Annotated in this window: 15 protein-coding genes; 3 read left to right on the top strand and 12 right to left on the bottom strand. The window is 46.2% G+C overall.

Annotated features, from left to right (window positions below; translation table 11 throughout):
• Positions 1 to 233: 233 nt before the first annotated feature.
• Positions 234 to 1,265: an NADH:flavin oxidoreductase/NADH oxidase gene (locus FHS17_RS15850; RefSeq protein WP_167279364.1), complete on the bottom strand. Its 1,032-nt coding sequence runs from the start codon at positions 1,263 to 1,265 to the stop codon at positions 234 to 236.
• 218 nt (positions 1,266 to 1,483) lie between these two features.
• Between FHS17_RS15850 and FHS17_RS15845 the strand changes: the two genes are divergently transcribed.
• Both FHS17_RS15845 and FHS17_RS15840 read left to right on the top strand, forming a co-directional pair.
• Positions 1,484 to 2,365 (top strand): LysR family transcriptional regulator, encoded by an 882-nt coding sequence (locus FHS17_RS15845; RefSeq protein WP_167279363.1) that lies wholly within the window; start codon positions 1,484 to 1,486, stop codon positions 2,363 to 2,365.
• Positions 2,362 to 3,279, top strand: coding sequence for a helix-turn-helix transcriptional regulator (locus FHS17_RS15840; protein WP_167279362.1), 918 nt, complete (start codon positions 2,362 to 2,364; stop codon positions 3,277 to 3,279). Before FHS17_RS15845 ends, FHS17_RS15840 begins: the two co-directional genes overlap by 4 nt.
• Before the next feature lie 367 nt (positions 3,280 to 3,646).
• On the opposite strand, the gene FHS17_RS15835 is transcribed toward FHS17_RS15840, so the two are convergent.
• Positions 3,647 to 4,786 carry a copper amine oxidase N-terminal domain-containing protein gene (locus FHS17_RS15835; protein ID WP_167279361.1) on the bottom strand — a complete coding sequence of 380 codons (1,140 nt, stop codon included), beginning with the start codon at positions 4,784 to 4,786 and terminating at the stop codon, positions 3,647 to 3,649.
• A gap of 217 nt (positions 4,787 to 5,003) precedes the next feature.
• Here FHS17_RS15835 and FHS17_RS15830 point away from each other — a divergent pair, with 217 nt between their 5' ends.
• Positions 5,004 to 5,399 (top strand): hypothetical protein, encoded by a 396-nt coding sequence (locus FHS17_RS15830; protein ID WP_167279360.1) that lies wholly within the window; start codon positions 5,004 to 5,006, stop codon positions 5,397 to 5,399.
• Positions 5,400 to 5,485: 86 nt separating this feature from the next.
• Here the strand turns inward: FHS17_RS15830 and FHS17_RS15825 are convergent, their stop codons facing one another.
• The 10 genes from FHS17_RS15825 to FHS17_RS15780 all read right to left on the bottom strand — a co-directional run bounded on the left by FHS17_RS15825 (position 5,486) and on the right by FHS17_RS15780 (position 18,572).
• On the bottom strand, positions 5,486 to 6,574 hold the full coding sequence (locus FHS17_RS15825) for a Gfo/Idh/MocA family protein (protein ID WP_167279359.1): 1,089 nt from the start codon (positions 6,572 to 6,574) through the stop codon (positions 5,486 to 5,488).
• 66 nt (positions 6,575 to 6,640) lie between these two features.
• Positions 6,641 to 7,858, bottom strand: coding sequence for an MFS transporter (locus FHS17_RS15820; protein ID WP_167279358.1), 1,218 nt, complete (start codon positions 7,856 to 7,858; stop codon positions 6,641 to 6,643).
• A gap of 317 nt (positions 7,859 to 8,175) precedes the next feature.
• On the bottom strand, positions 8,176 to 8,952 hold the full coding sequence (locus FHS17_RS15815; RefSeq protein ID WP_243865398.1) for a GNAT family N-acetyltransferase: 777 nt from the start codon (positions 8,950 to 8,952) through the stop codon (positions 8,176 to 8,178).
• 231 nt (positions 8,953 to 9,183) lie between these two features.
• The gene (locus tag FHS17_RS15810) at positions 9,184 to 9,651 is read right to left on the bottom strand and encodes a VanZ family protein (RefSeq protein ID WP_341805840.1); all 468 of its coding nucleotides are present in this window, start codon (positions 9,649 to 9,651) and stop codon (positions 9,184 to 9,186) included.
• 262 nt (positions 9,652 to 9,913) lie between these two features.
• The gene (locus tag FHS17_RS15805; RefSeq protein ID WP_167279355.1) at positions 9,914 to 10,456 is read right to left on the bottom strand and encodes a YdhK family protein; all 543 of its coding nucleotides are present in this window, start codon (positions 10,454 to 10,456) and stop codon (positions 9,914 to 9,916) included.
• A 32-nt stretch (positions 10,457 to 10,488) separates the two neighbouring features.
• Entirely contained in the window at positions 10,489 to 11,118 is a 630-nt protein-coding gene (locus tag FHS17_RS15800; protein WP_167279354.1) for a nitrite reductase, read from the bottom strand.
• Positions 11,119 to 11,135: 17 nt separating this feature from the next.
• Positions 11,136 to 13,568, bottom strand: coding sequence for a heavy metal translocating P-type ATPase (locus FHS17_RS15795; protein WP_167279536.1), 2,433 nt, complete (start codon positions 13,566 to 13,568; stop codon positions 11,136 to 11,138).
• An 82-nt stretch (positions 13,569 to 13,650) separates the two neighbouring features.
• Positions 13,651 to 13,854: a copper ion binding protein gene (locus FHS17_RS15790; RefSeq protein ID WP_167279353.1), complete on the bottom strand. Its 204-nt coding sequence runs from the start codon at positions 13,852 to 13,854 to the stop codon at positions 13,651 to 13,653.
• 21 nt (positions 13,855 to 13,875) lie between these two features.
• Positions 13,876 to 14,193, bottom strand: a complete 318-nt coding sequence (locus FHS17_RS15785; protein ID WP_091186252.1) for a metal-sensitive transcriptional regulator — start codon at positions 14,191 to 14,193, stop codon at positions 13,876 to 13,878.
• 239 nt (positions 14,194 to 14,432) lie between these two features.
• Positions 14,433 to 18,572 carry a carbohydrate-binding protein gene (locus FHS17_RS15780; protein WP_167279352.1) on the bottom strand — a complete coding sequence of 1,380 codons (4,140 nt, stop codon included), beginning with the start codon at positions 18,570 to 18,572 and terminating at the stop codon, positions 14,433 to 14,435.
• Positions 18,573 to 19,216 lie beyond the last annotated feature (644 nt).

Genomic DNA, 19,216 nt, shown 5'->3' with positions numbered 1-19,216 from the left:
GCAAACTGCGCATTCGAATGTTCTTCCGATCGCCATTGCTCGAGGATTCTACTCTTTTGAACTATGTTCAAAGTGATGGAATCCTCAGAGCAAAAGCGAGCGCTGCGCTTCTCCAGAGCATTTGAATTCTCCGTTTGGGTTTACCCTATAGAAAAAGACCACGGATCAAAGGATTTGAGGGCATAAAAAAAACGGTGCAGGATTGTCCCTGCACCGTTTTTTGAATCGCTATATTAGACTTTTGGGAAGCCCAATTGGTATTGTCTAGGCAGTTCGGTTTCTTTGTGGAGCACGGTTGCTGCTTCAAGAGTCCAATAAGGATTGCGTAGCATACCTCTGCCTACGGCTACGAGATCGGCGTCTTCGTTGCCGATAACGGAGTTGGCGAGTGTTGGTTCATCCAGTCTGCCTACTGCAATGACCGGAACATTGAGCGCTTCTCTAATTGCTCGTGCGAGAGGCACTTGGTAAGCGGCATGTGTTCCTGGTCTGCCCGCTGCGGCGATTGGCCCTTCTCCGCCTGCACTAATATGGAACAGATCAACACCAGCTGCTTGATATTCTTTGGCGAATGCAATACTTTCGTTGATGCCGTATCCGCCTTCCACATATTCTTTTGCAGAAATCCGCATAATTAAAGGCATATCTGCGGGCATTTCGCTTTTCGCAGCTTCAATGACTTCTTTGCCAAACAACGTCAGCTCTTGACCATATTTATCCGTTCTCTTATTCGTCAGCGGGGAATGGAATTGATGAATTAAGTAACCATGGGCACCATGAAGTTCAATTGTATCTACGCCCGCTTGAACAGCTCTGCGTACAGCCAGACGGAATTTCTCAACCATCTCTTCAACTTCTTGCGTAGACAGAGCTCTTGGGGTTTTGGATTTCTCATCAAAAGGAATCGCAGATGGCGCTACAGGTACTTCCGCATCTTCGGCTTTACGTCCCGCATGTGCGATTTGTATACCTACTTTTGCACCGTGCTGATGGCTGGCTTCAATAATACGGGCTAATGCCGGAATTTGCTCATCAGACCATAACCCGAGATCGAAATCCGAAATACGGCCATCCGGTTCAACATCGGTCATCTCTATAATAATTAAACCTGTGCCGCCTACGGCGCGGCTTACATAATGCGTATAATGCCAGTCGTTTGCAATACCGTCTTTTTCGGCTACCGAGTATTGGCACATCGGCGGCATAACAACACGATTTTTAAGGGACAAGCCCTTGATCTCATATGGGGTAAATAAGTGCTTCAAATTCAATCTCTCCTCTATTCATTCATTCCATGAATTCCATGCCAACTACAATAATAATGTACCCAGCATTGGACAACTCATGATATGGCTTTATGAAATGGATGATACTGAGCCATTATACATCCACCATGACAATAAAACGAATTATATAAATTGTAATGATTCATAAATATATTTATAATTCGATTATGGATAAAACGCAGGGGATGAATAGATTAATGGTAGATTTTGAATGGTACAGAAGCTTTATTGCAATCTATAAGCACCACTCCGTTTCTGAAGCGGCCAAGACCAGGATGATGACACAACCAGCTATGAGTCAGCACCTCGCTGCCTTGGAAGCGGAAGTAGGCGAGGCTTTATTCGCACGGGTGTCCAGAAGGCTTGTCGCAACTGAACGGGGAAAAGAGCTCTATTCCCGGTTAGCTCCACTTGTTGAATCGCTGGAGGAAGCAACCGCCGGGCTCAAATCCGCCTCCCTTCCAAATAACAAGGTGTTCCGAATCGGCTTGTCCCTGGAGTATTTCCAGGAGTGTCTTCTTCCCAAGCTTACGGATGCCGGCATTTGCAGTGTGTCTTACTTTGGAACAGCTGATCAACTAATTGAGCTTTTGAAGGAAGATCAGGTCGAGCTGATTATTACGCCCAAGAAATTCGCCGTACCCGGCATTGAGTATGAATGGCTTATGGAAGAGACGTTCACGATTATCACTCCAGCTGCTTTTACCATTCCCGAGCTTCACAATTTGAAGGAAATAGAAGAATGGCTGTCCGCGCAAAAGTGGATTTCATACGGGCTGGAGCTCCCCATAATTAGACGTCTCTGGAGAGAGCATTTCAAGAGACGGCCTCTTATTAAGCCAAAGCATGTGATTCCCAATATGCATGCTGTTATCAAAGCCGTCGAGGCGGGAGCAGGCATCAGTGTTGCCCCTACCTATCTGTTCGAGAATTCGAATACCAACCTTCAAACTTGCTTCGATAGTTTAACGGTTAATAACGAGCTGTTTATCGGTTATAAGAGCAAGCACAAGCATATGCATGAGCTGCAGGAGATCATTTCGATTATTCGAGATGAAAAGGTGGTGATTCTTTCTTGAAGCTGGAAAGACTGATATCCATTACATATATGCTGCTGAACAATGAAGTCGTTTCTGCATCGGAATTGTCATACAAATACGGCGTCTCGCAAAGAACCATTTACAGGGACATAGAGGCAATCTGCGCAGCCGGTATTCCTGTTGTATCCTATCAAGGCGTAAACGGCGGTTATGGGATCATGAAGGAATACAAGATGGACAAAAGCCTTCTAGGTTCCGATGATATTGCCTCTTTAATTACCCTTCTGAATAGCACAACAACCATATTTCAAGATGAGCGGGTTCAGGAGACGATTCAACGCCTGAAGACCGTGCAGACCGATAGCAGCAAGACCCCGAGCCTGACGATGGATCTAGGAAGCTGGAGATCTTATGCCTGTCTGCTCCGAATTCTCCGCTCGGCTATTAATGCCGGTCAGCTCGTCCACTTTCATTACATCAATGCCAAGGAAGAACGGCAGGACCGAATCGTTGAGCCTGTCAGTCTGGTGCTTAAATACGACACTTGGTATTTATATGGTTACTGCCGTTCGCGCAGCGATTATCGGTTGTTCAAGCTGACGAGAATGTCGGAGCTAACTGCCTTGGAGGAAGTGTTCGAACGGAAGCACACCGTCCATGCCGATAATATTTTCTCAGGCGGCGTGTATGATCACGACCAGACTGAACATGCCGTCATTCATTTCACGGCTGGTTCGCTTGCCAAGGTGCTCGACGAATTTTATCTGGACGAGAAGCAGTTCAATGAAGACGGAACACTTACGCTAACCATTGTCCAATCCATCGACACCGACTGGCTCATTCAAAAGCTGCTTACCTTCGGCGAGGACGCCGTTGTGCTCGAACCACCAATGCTCAGACTTCGGATCAAAGAGAAAATCGAAAAAATGTTGGACCGTTACGGAGAAGTGTGACACTATGCTGTCATACTTTCTTTTTTATAATAATGGAAATCGTTGGATTGACCATTATTATAAAAGGGAAGTGAATACGTTGTTAAATCATCCTTTTTTCTTTGAAGAGCAGATGAGACTTAAAAATTGGGAACTCAAACAAATTGATAAACATGCCTGGAAATGGGTTCACTTTAATAAAAGGAAGCCTGCGCTTCCTCTGTCTCTCATGATGTCGTCGTTGTGGGCTTTCTTATTTGCTCGCTTTTCGGAATAAACAAGTTCTTCTCCTTTATTCTTACCATACAAAAAAAGTGCTTGCCATTAATGGAATGGCAAGCACTTTTGGGTGAGTTAAGCCGGCTTAATAGCCAAAGCTATTTGCATGTTATTGCCCGGACTCGGCGGCCTGAGCGGTTACTTTGATATCATCAAAGTAAAGGGTAGTCAGCCCTTCGAATCCTGAATCCGCGCCAATAAGAATAAAAATCTCGCCCTTGGCATTTGCCGTCACCTTAGCGCTGTAATCAAACTCAACACGCTGATAACCATCCTTCTCCACATCAGGTTTAGCAGCATTGCCAATTACCTTGACGTCCTTGCCGCCGGTTCCTTGACTGCCGATGTCCACGTTCATTCTGTAGTACTGCGATCCTTCGGAAGAGGTTGGAACAGATAACGGTTCGTTCGCAAGAATACCAGCCTTCAGGAATACGGATTCAGCTGGAGAGCCGCCAATTCCGATCATTCCTCCTCCCGCGTCGGTATACATCGCAAACTTCAAATTAACGTTATAGGAAGCATTTGGTTTGAACCCTTCCATGCCTTTGGAAAGATACATAAACAGATCATCGCTGCGATTATGCCCCGAGAGCTTCAGACCATAATTAGCGGTATTGTTTTGGACGGGAAGTAAGTTACGGGCGAAGTCCAGTTCGTAAATCTCTTTATCATAATCGACCGGCATATCGGCAAAGCCCCCCTTCCATCCTTCCGTATCCTTGGCAAATGGATAATTAAAGTTTATTGAACCAGGCGATTGCGCTTGATTTGCGAGAGTGATCGTATCGGTTGCAGGCTCCCATTGCAGACGGACGCCCATCAGTGTTGCCAACGACCGGGCAGGGACGAACACAGTGCCCTTTGCCTGGCGCACCTGCTCGGGCAGCTTGATTTTCTCTCCCTTGGCATTCACCGCATATGACGAATTCAAAGTGAACTGAATACTGCCGAAGCCTGCGCCCGACAAGGTAATCCTCTGGTTCTTGTTATTCCAAGTTATCGACGCGCCTAGAGATTCAGCAGCAGCTCTGACGGGAACCATCGTACTTCCGTTCTTAACAAAAGGGGCTGAAAGCAGGCTATGCTTACCGGTGCTATTGCTATAATGAACATCGTTTATTTTAAAAGTAACGGCAGAGGGCGCGGCAGATTTGCTCTCGGCTCCGTATGCTAATGGCGCGCTGCTTGCAGAAATGACGGTCGCAAATACAAGACTGGACAGCATGAGATTTTTTCTATTTATCATTTATATTCTTCCTTTCTCTGCTCAGATGTAACTATCTAGACGTAATGATTAATTTAAAAGTTACAGCTGTTACAGTGTTAGGTAAAATAGAACAATTGCGGATTCAGGGTATAAATGACGTCTATAGCAAATCTAAAATATATTAATCACGTATATGATGCCTTTTCGTATTATAGTGAAACTATCAAAACACATGAAATGGATGAAGGAGAGAATTATGATGGGACATTACTATAAAAAGGCTCACATTTTTTGGGATGATGTAATTGAATCTGTTGTGATTCGGTGGAATTCCTTTGCTATAGGGGACGATTTCCGCGAACCTTTAGATAAATTGATTGAATTGGCTGTCGTTAAGAAGGCAAAGAAAGTTTTATTTGATAACAGTCATTTATTGACCTTGGAAGAAGACATGAAATGGTTGTATGATGAGTGGCTCCCCAGACTATTGAATGCAGGCATTCAATACACAGCTGCTGTTAACCTAACGAATTCATTCTCCCACAGCGGTTTGAATAGAGAAGCTACTGAAAAGGATACAACAACATTGCTGTACCATGAATTCGAAGGTGTACACAATGCAATAGTATGGTTATCAGAAATTGCTGCGTGATAAACAAGAGAAACCGCCCTTCTCAGGGCGGTTTCTCTGCTCCTCGAAATACCGACGAGCTGAATGTCATAGTAATGCGGTTGTTATCATTCGTTATCAGCCCATGGTTGTCGAATTGATACTACTGTCTCCCCGGATCTAATGGCCTGCTCAATCAGCATTCCGATATAGTGGTCCTGCGAAGCTTCCGGAAGACCATAAAATCCGGGTCCTCCCTCGGCATAAACCGCCATCTTCTCCAAACAGACCGCAATAGCAATTTCATCGTCATAAAGCCTAGCAGGCATGTAAGGGTTTTCGTATACCCATCGTTCTCCAGCCATAATTCCTTTAAGGAAGTAGCCTTCCGCGTTCTCATACTCACCTTTATTCATTCGCTTTAATTCCATTTGAATCTGTATGCAGGAAGGATCTTGTATGCTGATCCGATTATCGAATATTTCCCCCCGCTCCCCCCGTACGCATAAATGGTTCGAACGGGTCCATGAACGATGTTGATCCTTGGTGAAATCGTAAATCCCCAGCTTTCCGCCAAAATTCAACCAAGCCAAATCTCTCTCCGACTTGATTAATTTATCTTCTGCAGGCGGACCGCTTCGGTTCGGTCCAGCGACCCAATCAGATTCAAACCTCATTCCCTTTATAGTGACTTCTTCAAAGCGCACTCCCAGCATTTTCCGAATTAAGCTTACTGCATGATATAAATGAGATATGGATACCGTCACTTGATTAACATTGCCTAACTGTCCAGACATAATAAAGTTATGCCGGGCTTCCTGTATAGGATGAAACTGGTACTGTTCAGCAACTTGAATTCGCGCACCTTGACGGGTAAGCTTGTCGTGGAGCTGCAGTAAACCGTCCAGATCAGGTGCGGGAGGTGTTTCAGTAAGTACAGGAATTCCTCGTTCTGCCAGCTGCAGCATATAATCGATAGCGGCAGATGCATGGATAGATAGTACAACAAAGTCCGGTTGTTCATTAACCAAGAGCTGATCCAGTGTCCGGTAACTAGTCACTTTCCATAACTCTTCCATCGCCCTGCCCTTGGATTCATCACGAATGACCATTCCGCTAACACGAAATTGCTCAGGAAGTGCCTGTGCAATTCTTAGAAAATATTGTGCGCGAAAGCTTCCGCCGCCTATGATGCTGAATGTTATGGCTTTCCCCATTTATTTCACCGCCTTCTTCGGTTATAGTTCCGTTTTAATCAAGTACTATTTTGAAAAAACATTCTATCATGCGTTTTTTGAAGAGGTGCCTGATGCTATACTCGATGATTTGCCAATACCAGGCAGTTTTCTTAGCATCACTTGCCCTAGTAAAGCAGTCACACACCCCAGCAATCCAACGATCACAAAGCCCTCCCGCAAGGTTAGCCAATCCCCCGCAGCCCCCATAAATAAAGGACCCACGAACATGCCCAATCCATAGATCGCTTGATAGAATCCCATAGCCGTAGCTCGTTTCTCCGGCACCATATGCTTGATGCAAAGAGACATAAGAACGGGAGACGTAAAGCCCCTGCCAAAGCCGGCAAGTGATTGGGTCACAATAAGAAACCATAAGGAGCTGGTAAAAGGAATAAAGACCGTAAACAAGCCGCTCAGAATGAACCCTAGAATAATAACCCTTCGTTCTCCAAGCTTACGGGCCAAATGCCTGCCGCCTATCCAGGAAGCAAGTGCTGTAGGCAAAGTTGAACAGAATGTAAGCAGCCCCATATCCAGCTTGGTTGCCCCAAGTGACTGGGCAAACACGGGGGTAAAACCGAAGACGGTTGCAAACGTCAGCATTTGAAATAAAATCGAGAGAAACGAGACGGTCAGAAGAGTGCGGTCACTTGCCACCTCTTGTATCCCCTGCAGGGTTATAGGGGCCGCCTGATCATCGAACTTCTCCACGATGAAGAAAGAACCCGCTATCCCAACCAATCCAACAGCGGCTCCAATGAGGAAAGCCGACTCCCAGCCATATTGATCCGCAAACCATCCCCCGCATAATATCCCCAGCATCTGTCCCAAAGAATTATATACGGCAATCGTTCCCATGGCACGGGTCGTTTCGTCATTGGCGTAGTAGCTGGCAAAAAGAATTGTAAAGTCCACCCATGTCGAAGCCGCGATCCCCGCCGCAACTCTAAGGAATAGGATCCAGTTTAGATCATGCGTCAATAGAATACCTGCCCCTGACAGGGTAGAGAACAATAACCCGATCATTATAAACAGCTTCCGCTTATGAATCCGATCACTCAGGATGCCAACCGGAATACGTAACAGCATTTGGCTTAGCCCGTACATCCCTACGATCAGTCCTGCCATCTTATTCGATGCACCCATGCTTTCTACATATGCGGTTAAAATTGGAACACAGGTATACATCGAGAACCAGAATAACAAAGTAACTGCACAAAAAAGCGGAACCCGGTAATTGGCAGGCTGAATTTCAGAACGCATAGTCCACGACCCTTCGGCATTTAAATATTAAGCGTCACTCTATGTATAAAACTAGACTCCTGATCCATTATAGAACGACCGCTTCCCATCTGAAAGAAGTGAAAATATTATCAGCATGTTACCTCGAGTATAGCTACTCCATAGAATCGACATCACCAAACCGATTCCTGGGATGGACCTCCGATGTGCCTGCTCCATCCGGCCGAAGGCTCCCCTCTGACTCAGCCAATACCTGGTCCAATAGAAAAAGACTGCCGATAGTCGGCAGTCTTTGAGCGGTCAATTCCGGAAGGATCAGTAAAATCGGCGTCGTGTTGCTAGCTGGAATGAATGGTGATCGTCAGTTCTTCCTTGAACCCAACCCTTTGATAAACCTTTCGTCCCATAGGGGTTGCATGGATAACCGCCAGCTTCGCGCCTTTTTGTTGTACGACATCTAATGCATGTGTTAGCACCGCTTGAGCCATTCCTCTAGAGCGGTAGGCTTCTACCGTTGCAATGCTATAGATTCCTGCGACATCGCCATCGATAAAAGTACTGAGCGTAGTCACAGGCACGCCTTCCAAGTAAGCAATATAATGTTGAATCATGGACGAATTCTGACTGGGGCCATCTACAAACACTTTGCAAAAAATATCTGCCATCGGCTCTGGAATGCTAAATCCGGCCAAGATGGTCTTTCTATAGTCCTCCAACTCTTGCGGTTCCCGTACAGGTCGAACCTCCAGACCCGGTATTTCCGGTAAATCCAACCGCCATCCCTCCAGATCAAGTCCCAAGCCGAAAAGCACGTCGCTCTGCTTCAAATCATTAGCTGCAAGTGCTTGATTAACGACTTCATCAGGCTTGTGAGAGTAAGTCAGCCAACGCAATTTCTGGCCGCGATTATGGTACATTGACTTAATGGCTTTAATTTCTTCTATAAGGTCGATCCCTTCTGAATGCTCATAGTTAACTACACTATTGAATAATTCAAAAGGGACATCAGATTCAAAGCGTTGTGTGCGATCCGTTTTAATAAAGGTGAGCAGCTGACTGAGTTCGCCTAGTCTTTCATAAGCGCGAATTAAGTTATTAACGATTAGATTTTGCATTGACGACAATTCAATCTCCTCCACCATTTCTTTTTCCAAACATAAGTGCCAAGTAATTGTAACCCCTCGCTCGGCCACTGCTGTGGTTCGAGCGTCACCAATTAGACAAAAAACGTAAATGATCTATATGCATACATTAGACCACTGGACAAACCTTGTAAAGTGTATACATAACAAAAAAAGTACCCAACCTTGCAAGGAAGCAAAGTTGAGCACGTGCAATAAAGATATTCAGAACCTCATTTTTATCATGAATAATAAGAAGTATATAACTGGTAACCCTACGATGGCAGATAGTACGGTTATTACAGTTTGTACTTTCTTTTTATCTCGTATTACAAATAATAAAGACTTATACACTACGATACCAATCCATCCAACTAAACCATTTAGAATGATATCATTAATATCTGCTGCTCCAATGCCTAATAGCCCTAGAATGACTTCAACAAATAAACTTACCATACATATAAACAACAGATTGATTATTACTTTTTTATTGCTCTTAAATAATGCCACATATACACCAAGGGGAATAAAAATAAGTATATTGCCAACCACATTACCAAAAGCGAATTGTTTTAAGTTAGCAGAGCTGCCGGATATAAATTCACTTATGCTATTGAAAGGAATGAGATTCATTGATCTAACTAAAGTCCTTTGGCTGTTAAATAGCTCTCCTTTTTTTCCCTTCTCAATTTTTTTCTTAACTACCTCAGTTTAATATGATCCTCCCGTTTATTCCATATAAGTTATGCTATCCTACCCACACGTTTAACAACAAGACAGCGGCCTATTAATTATCGGCAGCTGTCTGTTGTGTCTTATGGAATATGCAATAGTAATCGGTTCCTATGCTTGGCGCACTAAAAAAGAGTCACAAACAAAATCCCACTCCTTTGACGAAGCGGGATTTTCAACAGATCTATTTTTATTACGCTATCCATCCATCATCGGTAAATCATTCTACTAATGGTGACAACTCACTTTCCGTTACCCACATATGATTTTTTACCGGTGCTCCGCCAGTTGTTGGTGTGTAATCAACCATGTACACAGTAGTTTTCTCAGCAGATACAATCTCACCTGTTGCTCCCTTCATCCCAGGCATATGATCAGCATCAAGGATAACTTGAGCACCTGGTTGCAGATCCTTTTCCCCGGCGTCTTTTATTTCTTGTTGGATTACCCATTTATGATCGTTTACTTTTTCCCCGCCATTTGTAGGCGTATAATCCACTACATACGCTGTTGTTTTATATGCCCCAACAATCGTTGCCGTTGCACCTTTCATCCCTGGCATGTGATCATCTTGTATAACAGCTTGACTTCCAGTTTTATAGGTAGGGTTTATTTCCTCTTTTAAACCTGCGGGTACTTCACCCGAACCGGAATGGTTCATTTCGGAATGTTCCATATTGGAATTCACCGCGTTTTTTCCACATGCGCTTAATACTGCAATCATTACGATTGCAATCATGATTAATATCGTTGTTCTTTTCATTTCAATTAGCCTCCTAGTGATTATCAGAGTAATTAATTAAAACAATGACCAGTTACTTTGTGTAACTCTTCTATTGTTAAACGTTGTACGAATTTCGAAAACTTCTCTTTCTTTTTGCCCTGCTCTTGAAAAACCTTAATCAGGCCAGTAACAACGGGAATGACTTGATCCTCAGGAAGGCTAGAAACGAATAGCTGTCCAAGACGGGCTTTTATCCCCTTGGCTTCGCCACCGACATATACATCGTAAACTTTATTCATTTTGATCACTGAGATATCTTTTAGCAAAGGTTCGCTCGTACCAAGTGCACATCCGGCAAATCCGATTTTTAATGGACTTGGTACCTCTTTTCCGGCAACAGCCTGATCCAACCTTTTCGCCAGATTTAAACCAGCGTCTTCAGCTCCCCTGCAAAAATTGCAGGCAATTAAGTTTTTGGTATAGAATCCTGCTGGTTGAATGTCCAAACCTGCCAGTCTTAATTGGTCTTGTACGGCTTCGAATAGGTTTTCGTCCAATTCTACATACAATTGCTTAAAAGTGGTTAGTTCAATCTTAGCATCAGCACCCACTATGGAACCAAGCATAGCGAGTTGTTCGGGCTTAAAGAGAGAGCCGCCTTCCTCGAAGCCCGGAGAAACTGCAAACTTCTTGTACGCCAATCTATCCACGCTCCCTCTTATAATTTTACCCGTTGCAAACGGAGTGCATTAAGCACTACAGACACGGAGCTGAAAGCCATCGCCGCCCCTGCTAGCCACGGAGCCAAGAAGCCAGCCGCTGCAATCGGGATGCCGATCACGTTATAAGTGAGTGCCCAGAAAAGATTCTGCTTTATATTGGTCATCGTTTTCTGGCTTATCAAGATAGCATCCGGAATGCTGTTCAAGTCACCACGCATCAGCGTCACATCAGCTGCTTCCATAGCCACGTCGGTACCCGTACCAATGGCCATACCAACATCGGCTGTTGCCAGTGCAGGGGCATCGTTGATGCCGTCGCCAACCATGGCTACTTTTTTGCCTGCCTGCTGCAGCTTCCTTATTTCTACTGCCTTGCCTTCTGGCAAAACCTCTGCAAGCACATGCTCAATTCCAACCTGATTGGCAATTGCCTTTGCTGTTCGTTCATTGTCACCAGTAATCATGATCACCTCAAGCCCCATCTCTTTGAGCCGCTCAACTGCACGCTTTGAACTATCCTTGATGGTATCGGCAACGGCAACTAGACCGGAATAATGACCGTCAATGGCAACCAGCATTGCCGTTTTTCCCAACTCTTCCAGCACAGACATTTGCTCAATGGCCGTATCTACCTGTATCTGATTATGGGCCATCCATTTACGTGTTCCGATAAGCACCTCTTTCCCACTCGCAACTGAACGAATGCCAAATCCCGGAACTGCTTCGAATGCTTCAGGTTCTAAGAAAGCGATATTTCGTTCCCGTACACCAGTAACGATGGCCTCCGCAAGCGGATGTTCTGAGTTTTTCTCGGCAGAGGCTATGAAAGCAAGAAACTCTTCTTCTGGAATGGATGAAGCAACGATTATGTCTGTAAGTTCAGGTTTGCCTTTTGTCACTGTACCTGTTTTGTCCAATACAATTGTGGTTAATTTCTGTGTTGATTCCAGATGTTCTCCGCTCTTAAACAAGATACCAAATTCTGCTGCGCGACCAGACCCCGCCATGATTGAAGTTGGGGTGGCTAAACCAAGTGCGCATGGGCATGCAATTACAAGTACCGCAATAGCCTTTTCAAGAGCTCCGGCGAAATCGTTAGGATCTATTATAAAAATCCATACCAAGAAAGTGGCGACTGCAATTCCAACAACAATTGGCACAAAAGTACCTGATATGACATCAGCTATACGTTGGATTGGGGCTTTTAATCCTTGTGCCTGCTCAACAACTTTAATAATTTGAGCAAGGGCCGTTTCTTTCCCGACCCTTTCCGCTTGAATCCGAAGCATACCGTTTTTATTGATTGTTGCCCCGTTTACAAAATCATCCTTCTTTTTGCTGATTGGCATGCTTTCACCAGTGAGCATAGATTCATCCACCGTGGAGGAGCCTTCCAATACAATGCCGTCAACTGGTACTTTTTCGCCGGGCTTTACGATGATAACATCACCCACGGCCACGTCATCAATTGGAATAACGACTTCCTGCCCTTCTCGAATCACTAAAGCCGTTTTCGCTTGCAGGCCCATTAACGATTTTATCGCTTCCGATGACCGGCCTTTTGCTAAAGCTTCGAACAACTTTCCAAGGACGATTAGCGTAATGAGGACCGCGCTGGTCTCATAATACATGGCTGGCGTGTTATGAGCATGTGCTTCGTTGGACCAGTCTATCGTCAAATACAAACTGTAGAAATAGGCTGCCGATGTACCAAGGGCCACAAGCACATCCATATTGGCGGTTCCTCCGCGAAGCGCTTTATATGCGCCCATATAAAAAGTACGACCAATGATAAATTGAACAGGAGTAGCTAGCAGCAGTTGGAACCAAGGGTTCATAAACAAATCCGGCACCCAGATCCAAGACGTAAATGAAAAATGTCCAACCATCGCCCAAAGCAGCGGCAGCGATAAGACAGCCGACAACAAGAACCTTTTTCGCTGCGCCTGAATTTCTTTTTTTCGATGGTCTTCTGTCCCTTGCCGCTCCTGTTTAACTTTTGCCGTATATCCGATCTTCTCTACTTTTTTCATGATATCTAAAGTGGATACTTCTGCCGGCAAATATTCGACCCGAGCTGTTTCTAAAGCCAGGTTTACGGTCGCATTCGTTACGCCAGCCATTTTGTTAAGCCCCTTCTCAATTCGCGCAGCACACGCAGCGCAAGTCATGCCGCCAATGTCAAAATCAACAGCTTCTTTTACAGTATCGTAGCCGATATCCTGGATTTTCTTCTCAATTAGAGGGAGGCTCACTTTATCCGGATTGTAGGTCACAGACGCTTTTTCAAGAGCAAAGTTTACATTTGCCCCGGTAACGCCCTCCATTTTATTTAAACCTTTCTCTATTCGATTTGCACATGCTGCGCATGTCATGCCCGTTATTTGCAATGTTGCCTGCTTGTTTTGCTGTGCTTCAGTGCTTTGCATCATTTTATCACCCTTATTCATATATACCCCATGGGGGTATTAAAATTTGTGAAAAAAAGGGCCACCAGCGTGGCCAGATTATTTAACCCACAACGTCATACCCTTGTTCTTCAATCGCTGTTTTAATATCATCCATGGATAATTTATTTTCGTTATATTCCACGGTCACTTTGTTATTTGACAGATCTACAAGAGCAGAACCTCCGATTTCTTTGATCGCTTTCTCAATAGAATTCACACAATGTTGACAAGACATTCCGTTAACATTCATTATTACTTGTTTCATTGATAATCCCTCCAAGTCAAATTATTTCATTAATTTATTTACCGTAATCAATAGCTCGTCAATGACTTCATTTTCCCCAGCCTGAATACGCTCCACCACGCAACTTTTCATATGGCCCTCGAGCAGCAGTTTTCCTACACCGTTTAAAGCCGACTGAATTGCAGCGATTTGATTCAACACATCATCACAATAAGTATCGCGTTCGATCATGGCTTTCACTCCGCGAATTTGTCCTTCAATTCGATTTAACCGAGAGATTAAACTCCCCTTCATTTTATCCGAATGATGACTCTTTCTTTCGTTATCTGAAGAGCAGCAGACATCATTGATTTCGTTCATTGCAGCTTCCTTTTGGTTTACCAAAATGATCACCTCACATCCGAACTATACAATACCCCCCTAGGGTATGTCAATTGAATGATTGTATTTCGTTCAAAAATAGGAAAAACGGTTGGTGAGAGAAAATATACTGCCTTCATAATTTCTTATTCAATAACGCAAAACGTCCCCGCACCGAAGCTCCTTCGGTACAGGGACGTTCTTATTAGTTAGACGCCTCTTGGCATGGGCATTGTCGGCTACTTGCCCAGATTTTCGCTCCACACGTCAATGAGTGCGTTAACGCTCCGATTAAGCGTTGTCTTGGCTTGATCGGAAACCTCTTCCTGCTTCTTCTCTTTATTCAGCTGACTCAGCAAATTCTCCAGATGCTTGATCCCCTGCTTCCAGTCCGGCTTCTTCTTGCTGACCGCATCAGCTGCATGCTCAAGCTCCTTATCCAGCTGCTTCCGGATCTTCTCGTCTAACTGTCCGGCTGAGCCAAACAAATCCAGCAATTGACCGATTGCAGGAGCGTTAATGGAAGCAGGGAGAACCGTGAAATTATCATAGCTTGTTTCATTCATGAATGTCCGCATGCCGACCTTGCCGTGTGTAAATGGACTGCCGCTAGTGTCTGTATAGTCGATAACCGGCTTACTCATATCATCGACATACACTTGGATGCGTGCACCCTGCGCAACGACTTTTACATGCTTCCATTCACCTGTCTTCACCTCGAGCGGCGCCCCTGTCAAATAGGACCAGCTGTAATTCAGCTTGCCGAGATGAACGCCCTGATTGTTCAGGTACGCGACATATCCTTGCACGAAGTTCGCATTGTTCTGATTCAGCTCCTTGCCATGAGCCGGGTTGCTCGCACGGAACAAAATGCCCCCGTCACCGGAATCGCTAATCAGCTTGATATCGGACTCCACGCTGTAATCCGACCAATTAGCATCACCGATCGTCGTCTTCGCGAAGCTGCCGACCGCTGCCTGATATTCGCCGGTATGAACAACCTTCGGTTCGATTGGATTCTGATGAATCCGTATTCCTTGGAAGTCGAATTCACCCTTAACGGTTTCGACCTTCAAGGTATGTGCGCCCGCCGGGAGATAGATGCCTTGCTTCGTTGTTGTCGCCCAGTTCTCCCAGGTGACGGAATTCGGAATATCGACTTCACCGGTTAGATCGGTTACACCGTCGAGCCACAGCCGGACCTTCGCACCGTCCATCGATGTAGCGGTCACGAAATCGACGTTGTACACGCCGGCCTCGGCAATATCTACGTTGTAGGCCAGCCATTCGCCGGTAGAGTTCCACCCCACATTGTAGCTGCCACCCGCATTTCGGCGGATGTCGACCGCTTCATTCCGGTATTCCGTACCGATGTTAGCGGGAGTAAGATCATGGTAGCCCGTACCTTCCCCACCTGCCTTATAATCAGCAGCCTGGATAAAACCGGGCAGCACGTGCGGCTTATCGAATTGGGTGAGCGACAGTCTCGTCATATCAAACTCGCCTTTCACAATTTCGACCTTCAGTTCATGATCGCCGGCCGGCAGCAGGATACCGGATTTCGTCACCGACTTCCACTTATTCCAGTCGCCGGAAGCAGGAACGCCTAGTACGCCTGTCAAATCAGTCGTGTCATCCAGCCATAGCCGGACTTTTGCATCCGTAAACGTCGTAGCTGCCCATAAGTCGAGATCGTACAGTCCCTCTTCCGCGATGCGGATGTTGTACTTCAGCCATTCGCCTGTTTGATTCCAGCCTACGATCTGATCGCCGGATGCAGCGGATCGAATATCGACCTTATCGCTGCGGTATTTGCCCCCAATGTTCGCAGGAGTCAAATCATAGTAGCCTATGCCTTCACCGCCGGGCTTGTAGTGCTCGGCTTCGATAACGCCGGGTACTGGTATCGGCTGATCCATCCTCGTCAGCGCTATACCTGCAAAATCAAATTCTCCGCGGACCGTCTCGGCTTTCAGCGTATGCTTGCCTGCCGGGAGTGTAACACCGGATTTTTGCACCACATTCCAGATGTTCCAGTCACCGGTCTTCGGAATGTCCACGATGCCGGTAAGATCCGTCGTATCGTCCAGCCACAGCCGGATCTGACCTCCATCCAGCGTAGTAGCCACTTTGAATTCTGCGTTATAGGAACCGGCTTCCGCTACGTCAATGTTATACTTCAGCCATTCGCCCGTCTGGTTCCAGCCGACGTTGTAACCGCCGTCGACCGGATTGGAGCGTATGTCGACCGAATCTCCCCGGTACTGGCCGCCGATGTTTTCGAGTGTATTTTCATGATAACCGACACCTTCGCCGCCGGAGATATAGTGGACCGTACCAATCGCACCAGGGATCGGATGATAAGCGTCGTAAGCCTCCTCCTCCTCGGCAATGTCGCTCTTCACGCTCCAGAAACCTTCATACCGTTTCCAGCCGTCATCCTGTCCATCATCGAAGTTATCAAAGAGAACGGGAACGTCCACGTGCCGGTGGAATGTCAGTTTATCCAGCGATATAGTGCCCGATACCGCAGCGACCTTCAAGGTATGAACCCCTGCTGGCAGTCCTACCCCTTTCAGCTGTGCGGTTTGCCATCCTGCACCAGCAGCGTCAGTGTCTCCTGCCAGCTCAAACTCGCCCAGCGGCTGTCCACCATCCAGAGTGAGCTGTACCTTGCTGCCCGGGGCTGCATCCGCATAAGAAAGATCGATATCGTATTTGCCTGCTTCCGCGATGTTCAGCCGGTATTGAAGCCATTCGCCTTTCTCAAAAGCGGTGATATGTGAGGTGCCGTCATCTGCTTTGCCCGTATCCACACCTTCTCCGCGGTAATCGCCGATTGTACTAGGTGTCTGGTCGTGATACCCGACCCCTTCGCCGCCTGACAGGTAATGAACGGCCTCGACTTGACCCGGAACCGGTTTCACGGCGTCAAAATCGCTGCTGCCATTCACGTCGTTGCTGAAAGCAGCATAACCGAAATTAGCCTTTGCATTCTCCGTGACATAACCGATGCTGCCGCCGTCAAGCATCACGCTGCGCGTCTGCTTCAGCATACCGTCGACGTAGATCTTGAACGTATCTCCTGCTTTCTCAACCCGGATATTGTGCAGCTTCGTATAATCGTACCCTTCCGGAAGTGTGCTCGCCACCCATCCCAGATCGGCGCCGTTCACCCGGAACTGCGTCTGCAAGGAATTGCTTGCTGGATCTAACAGCGCTGTGCCGAAATCGTTATCGCCCTTGTAGGAGAATACGACCCCAAGCCGCGGGCTGCCGGTATCGCTGGACTCAGCCAGCTGCAGGTTAAATTCTGCCGTATAGCTGCTTCCGGTCGTAGCAGTGGTCACCAGTCTGCTAGTACCGGCGGTTTGCTGCCGCAGATGGCCGGAATCAACACTCCAGCTGCCACTGTCCGGATTCGTCCACGCCGGGCTGAGTTCCGCGCCATTGAATCGGTCCTCGAAATCTGGCATCTCCGGATCCGGCTGCTCGGTTGTCGTTGGCCCGAGCACCGACATTTTATCCCCGTTGAACACGATCCGGTCCATCCCCATATGGCGAAGAGGTCCGACAATGCCCGGTCCTTCGAGATTATGGTAGATGATATAGCGGGCATCCAGGTTCGGGCCAACAACGACCGTATTATGGCCGAGACCGACTGTCGGACCTTCCGTACTGATCAGAATCGGGTTATCCGTATCACGCACGAATCCCGTAAGCGGGTTTGTGCTGACCGCGTAGTCGACCCGATAGCCATTGCTGAATACATGATTGCCGGTATACGTCATATAGTATTTGCCGTTGCGCTTGAACAATGTAGAACCTTCCGTCCAACCGTTCATGCTGGCACCTGTATTGACGCTGTTGCCGATCGTCGTCGGCGTAGGCATCGTAGCCGCGAGAATTCCCGCTCCGTTCGCATGATAGAAATACCACTTGCCATCATCGTCAATAAAGACGTTGCCATCGATCGAATGGCCCAAATTGCCCGTCTGCACTGTAAACGGACCTGTCGGGCTCTCGCTGCGCAGCACGTAATGACCTTTGCCAGCAGGAGAGGTATACATGTAGAAATATCCGTTCCAATAAACGACTTCAGGAGCGTAGGCTCCCTTCGTAACCGGATCTGTTGCGGCCAATCCTCCATAGCTCCAGTTGACAAGGTCTGGCGAGCTCCACACTTTGACCCCGATATCAGTATCTCTCGTGCTCACATACAAATAATAGGTACCATTAAACTTCAGCACATAAGGGTCGCCAAGTCCATATTGTCCCCATTCGTCTGGCAGCGATGCCGGATTCTTATAGGCGAATGCCGCCTGCGGGGCAATCAAGAGCAGCACACACAGAATTGCCACTAAACTTCGTTTCAACATCAAACTTATCACCTCATCGAATTAATTAAAGCGCTTTCATCAATGACTGCTCGTGTTGATTTTCACCTTACACCACCGTTGTCTCATCACCTCATCTTATCCAATTAATCTAATATATCGAGAGTATATCGGCATTTTCCAGGCAAAGTCAACAGTTTGTTTCAAATATATTGAATTATTCAATGAAATTTTCGCGTTTTTAGTTTTTAATACAATATTATTGTAACAAATGAGATAACTAAAGGAGCTATCCACGACAGCTCCTTCAAGATTTTAGTTAATCAACATCATCAACCTGACTTCCTGCTTGAGCGGCAGACAGTCAGGACTCATTGCGGCTGTTTTCGTTAGCTGTAACTTTGTATTTGTAGGTTTGGCCATTATTAAACCAGCTGTAGTCGAGTAGGTCGTCTCGAATCATGAACGGTTGCGATAAGAACTCCGTCGCGGTAAATCACTTCTGGTGAGAGAAAATAAAGTTGTTTATCGGGGATCCAGTAGAATCAAGGGTTTTCAGGGATTCAATATGGCCATAAAAAATTTAAAGTAGTTTAATGGAATGAGATTAAACCAACAACGCAGCCGGAATTGTGAAAATAAAGGTGTTTAATCAGGGCCAATAATATGCCAGATTTGAAATTAAA

It is taken from the genome of Paenibacillus lupini, from assembly GCF_011761355.1.
GTDB classification, from domain to species: Bacteria; Bacillota; Bacilli; order Paenibacillales; family Paenibacillaceae; genus Pristimantibacillus; species Pristimantibacillus lupini.
Note: the sequence above shows the minus strand (reverse complement) of the source record. Positions and strands in the feature narration are given on the sequence as shown.

Excerpts from the sequence above, each read along its gene's own strand:
- FHS17_RS15845 (WP_167279363.1), top strand. The coding sequence starts at position 1,484 with ATGGTAGATTTTGAATGGTACAGAAGCTTTATTGCAATCTATAAGCAC.
- FHS17_RS15835 (WP_167279361.1), bottom strand. The coding sequence starts at position 4,786 with ATGATAAATAGAAAAAATCTCATGCTGTCCAGTCTTGTATTTGCGACC.
- FHS17_RS15830 (WP_167279360.1), top strand. The coding sequence starts at position 5,004 with ATGATGGGACATTACTATAAAAAGGCTCACATTTTTTGGGATGATGTA.
- FHS17_RS15825 (WP_167279359.1), bottom strand. The coding sequence starts at position 6,574 with ATGGGGAAAGCCATAACATTCAGCATCATAGGCGGCGGAAGCTTTCGC.
- FHS17_RS15820 (WP_167279358.1), bottom strand. The coding sequence starts at position 7,858 with ATGCGTTCTGAAATTCAGCCTGCCAATTACCGGGTTCCGCTTTTTTGT.
- FHS17_RS15815 (WP_243865398.1), bottom strand. The coding sequence starts at position 8,952 with ATGCAAAATCTAATCGTTAATAACTTAATTCGCGCTTATGAAAGACTA.
- FHS17_RS15805 (WP_167279355.1), bottom strand. The coding sequence starts at position 10,456 with ATGAAAAGAACAACGATATTAATCATGATTGCAATCGTAATGATTGCA.
- FHS17_RS15795 (WP_167279536.1), bottom strand. The coding sequence starts at position 13,568 with ATGCAAAGCACTGAAGCACAGCAAAACAAGCAGGCAACATTGCAAATA.
- FHS17_RS15790 (WP_167279353.1), bottom strand. The coding sequence starts at position 13,854 with ATGAAACAAGTAATAATGAATGTTAACGGAATGTCTTGTCAACATTGT.
- FHS17_RS15785 (WP_091186252.1), bottom strand. The coding sequence starts at position 14,193 with ATGAACGAAATCAATGATGTCTGCTGCTCTTCAGATAACGAAAGAAAG.
- FHS17_RS15780 (WP_167279352.1), bottom strand. The coding sequence starts at position 18,572 with ATGTTGAAACGAAGTTTAGTGGCAATTCTGTGTGTGCTGCTCTTGATT.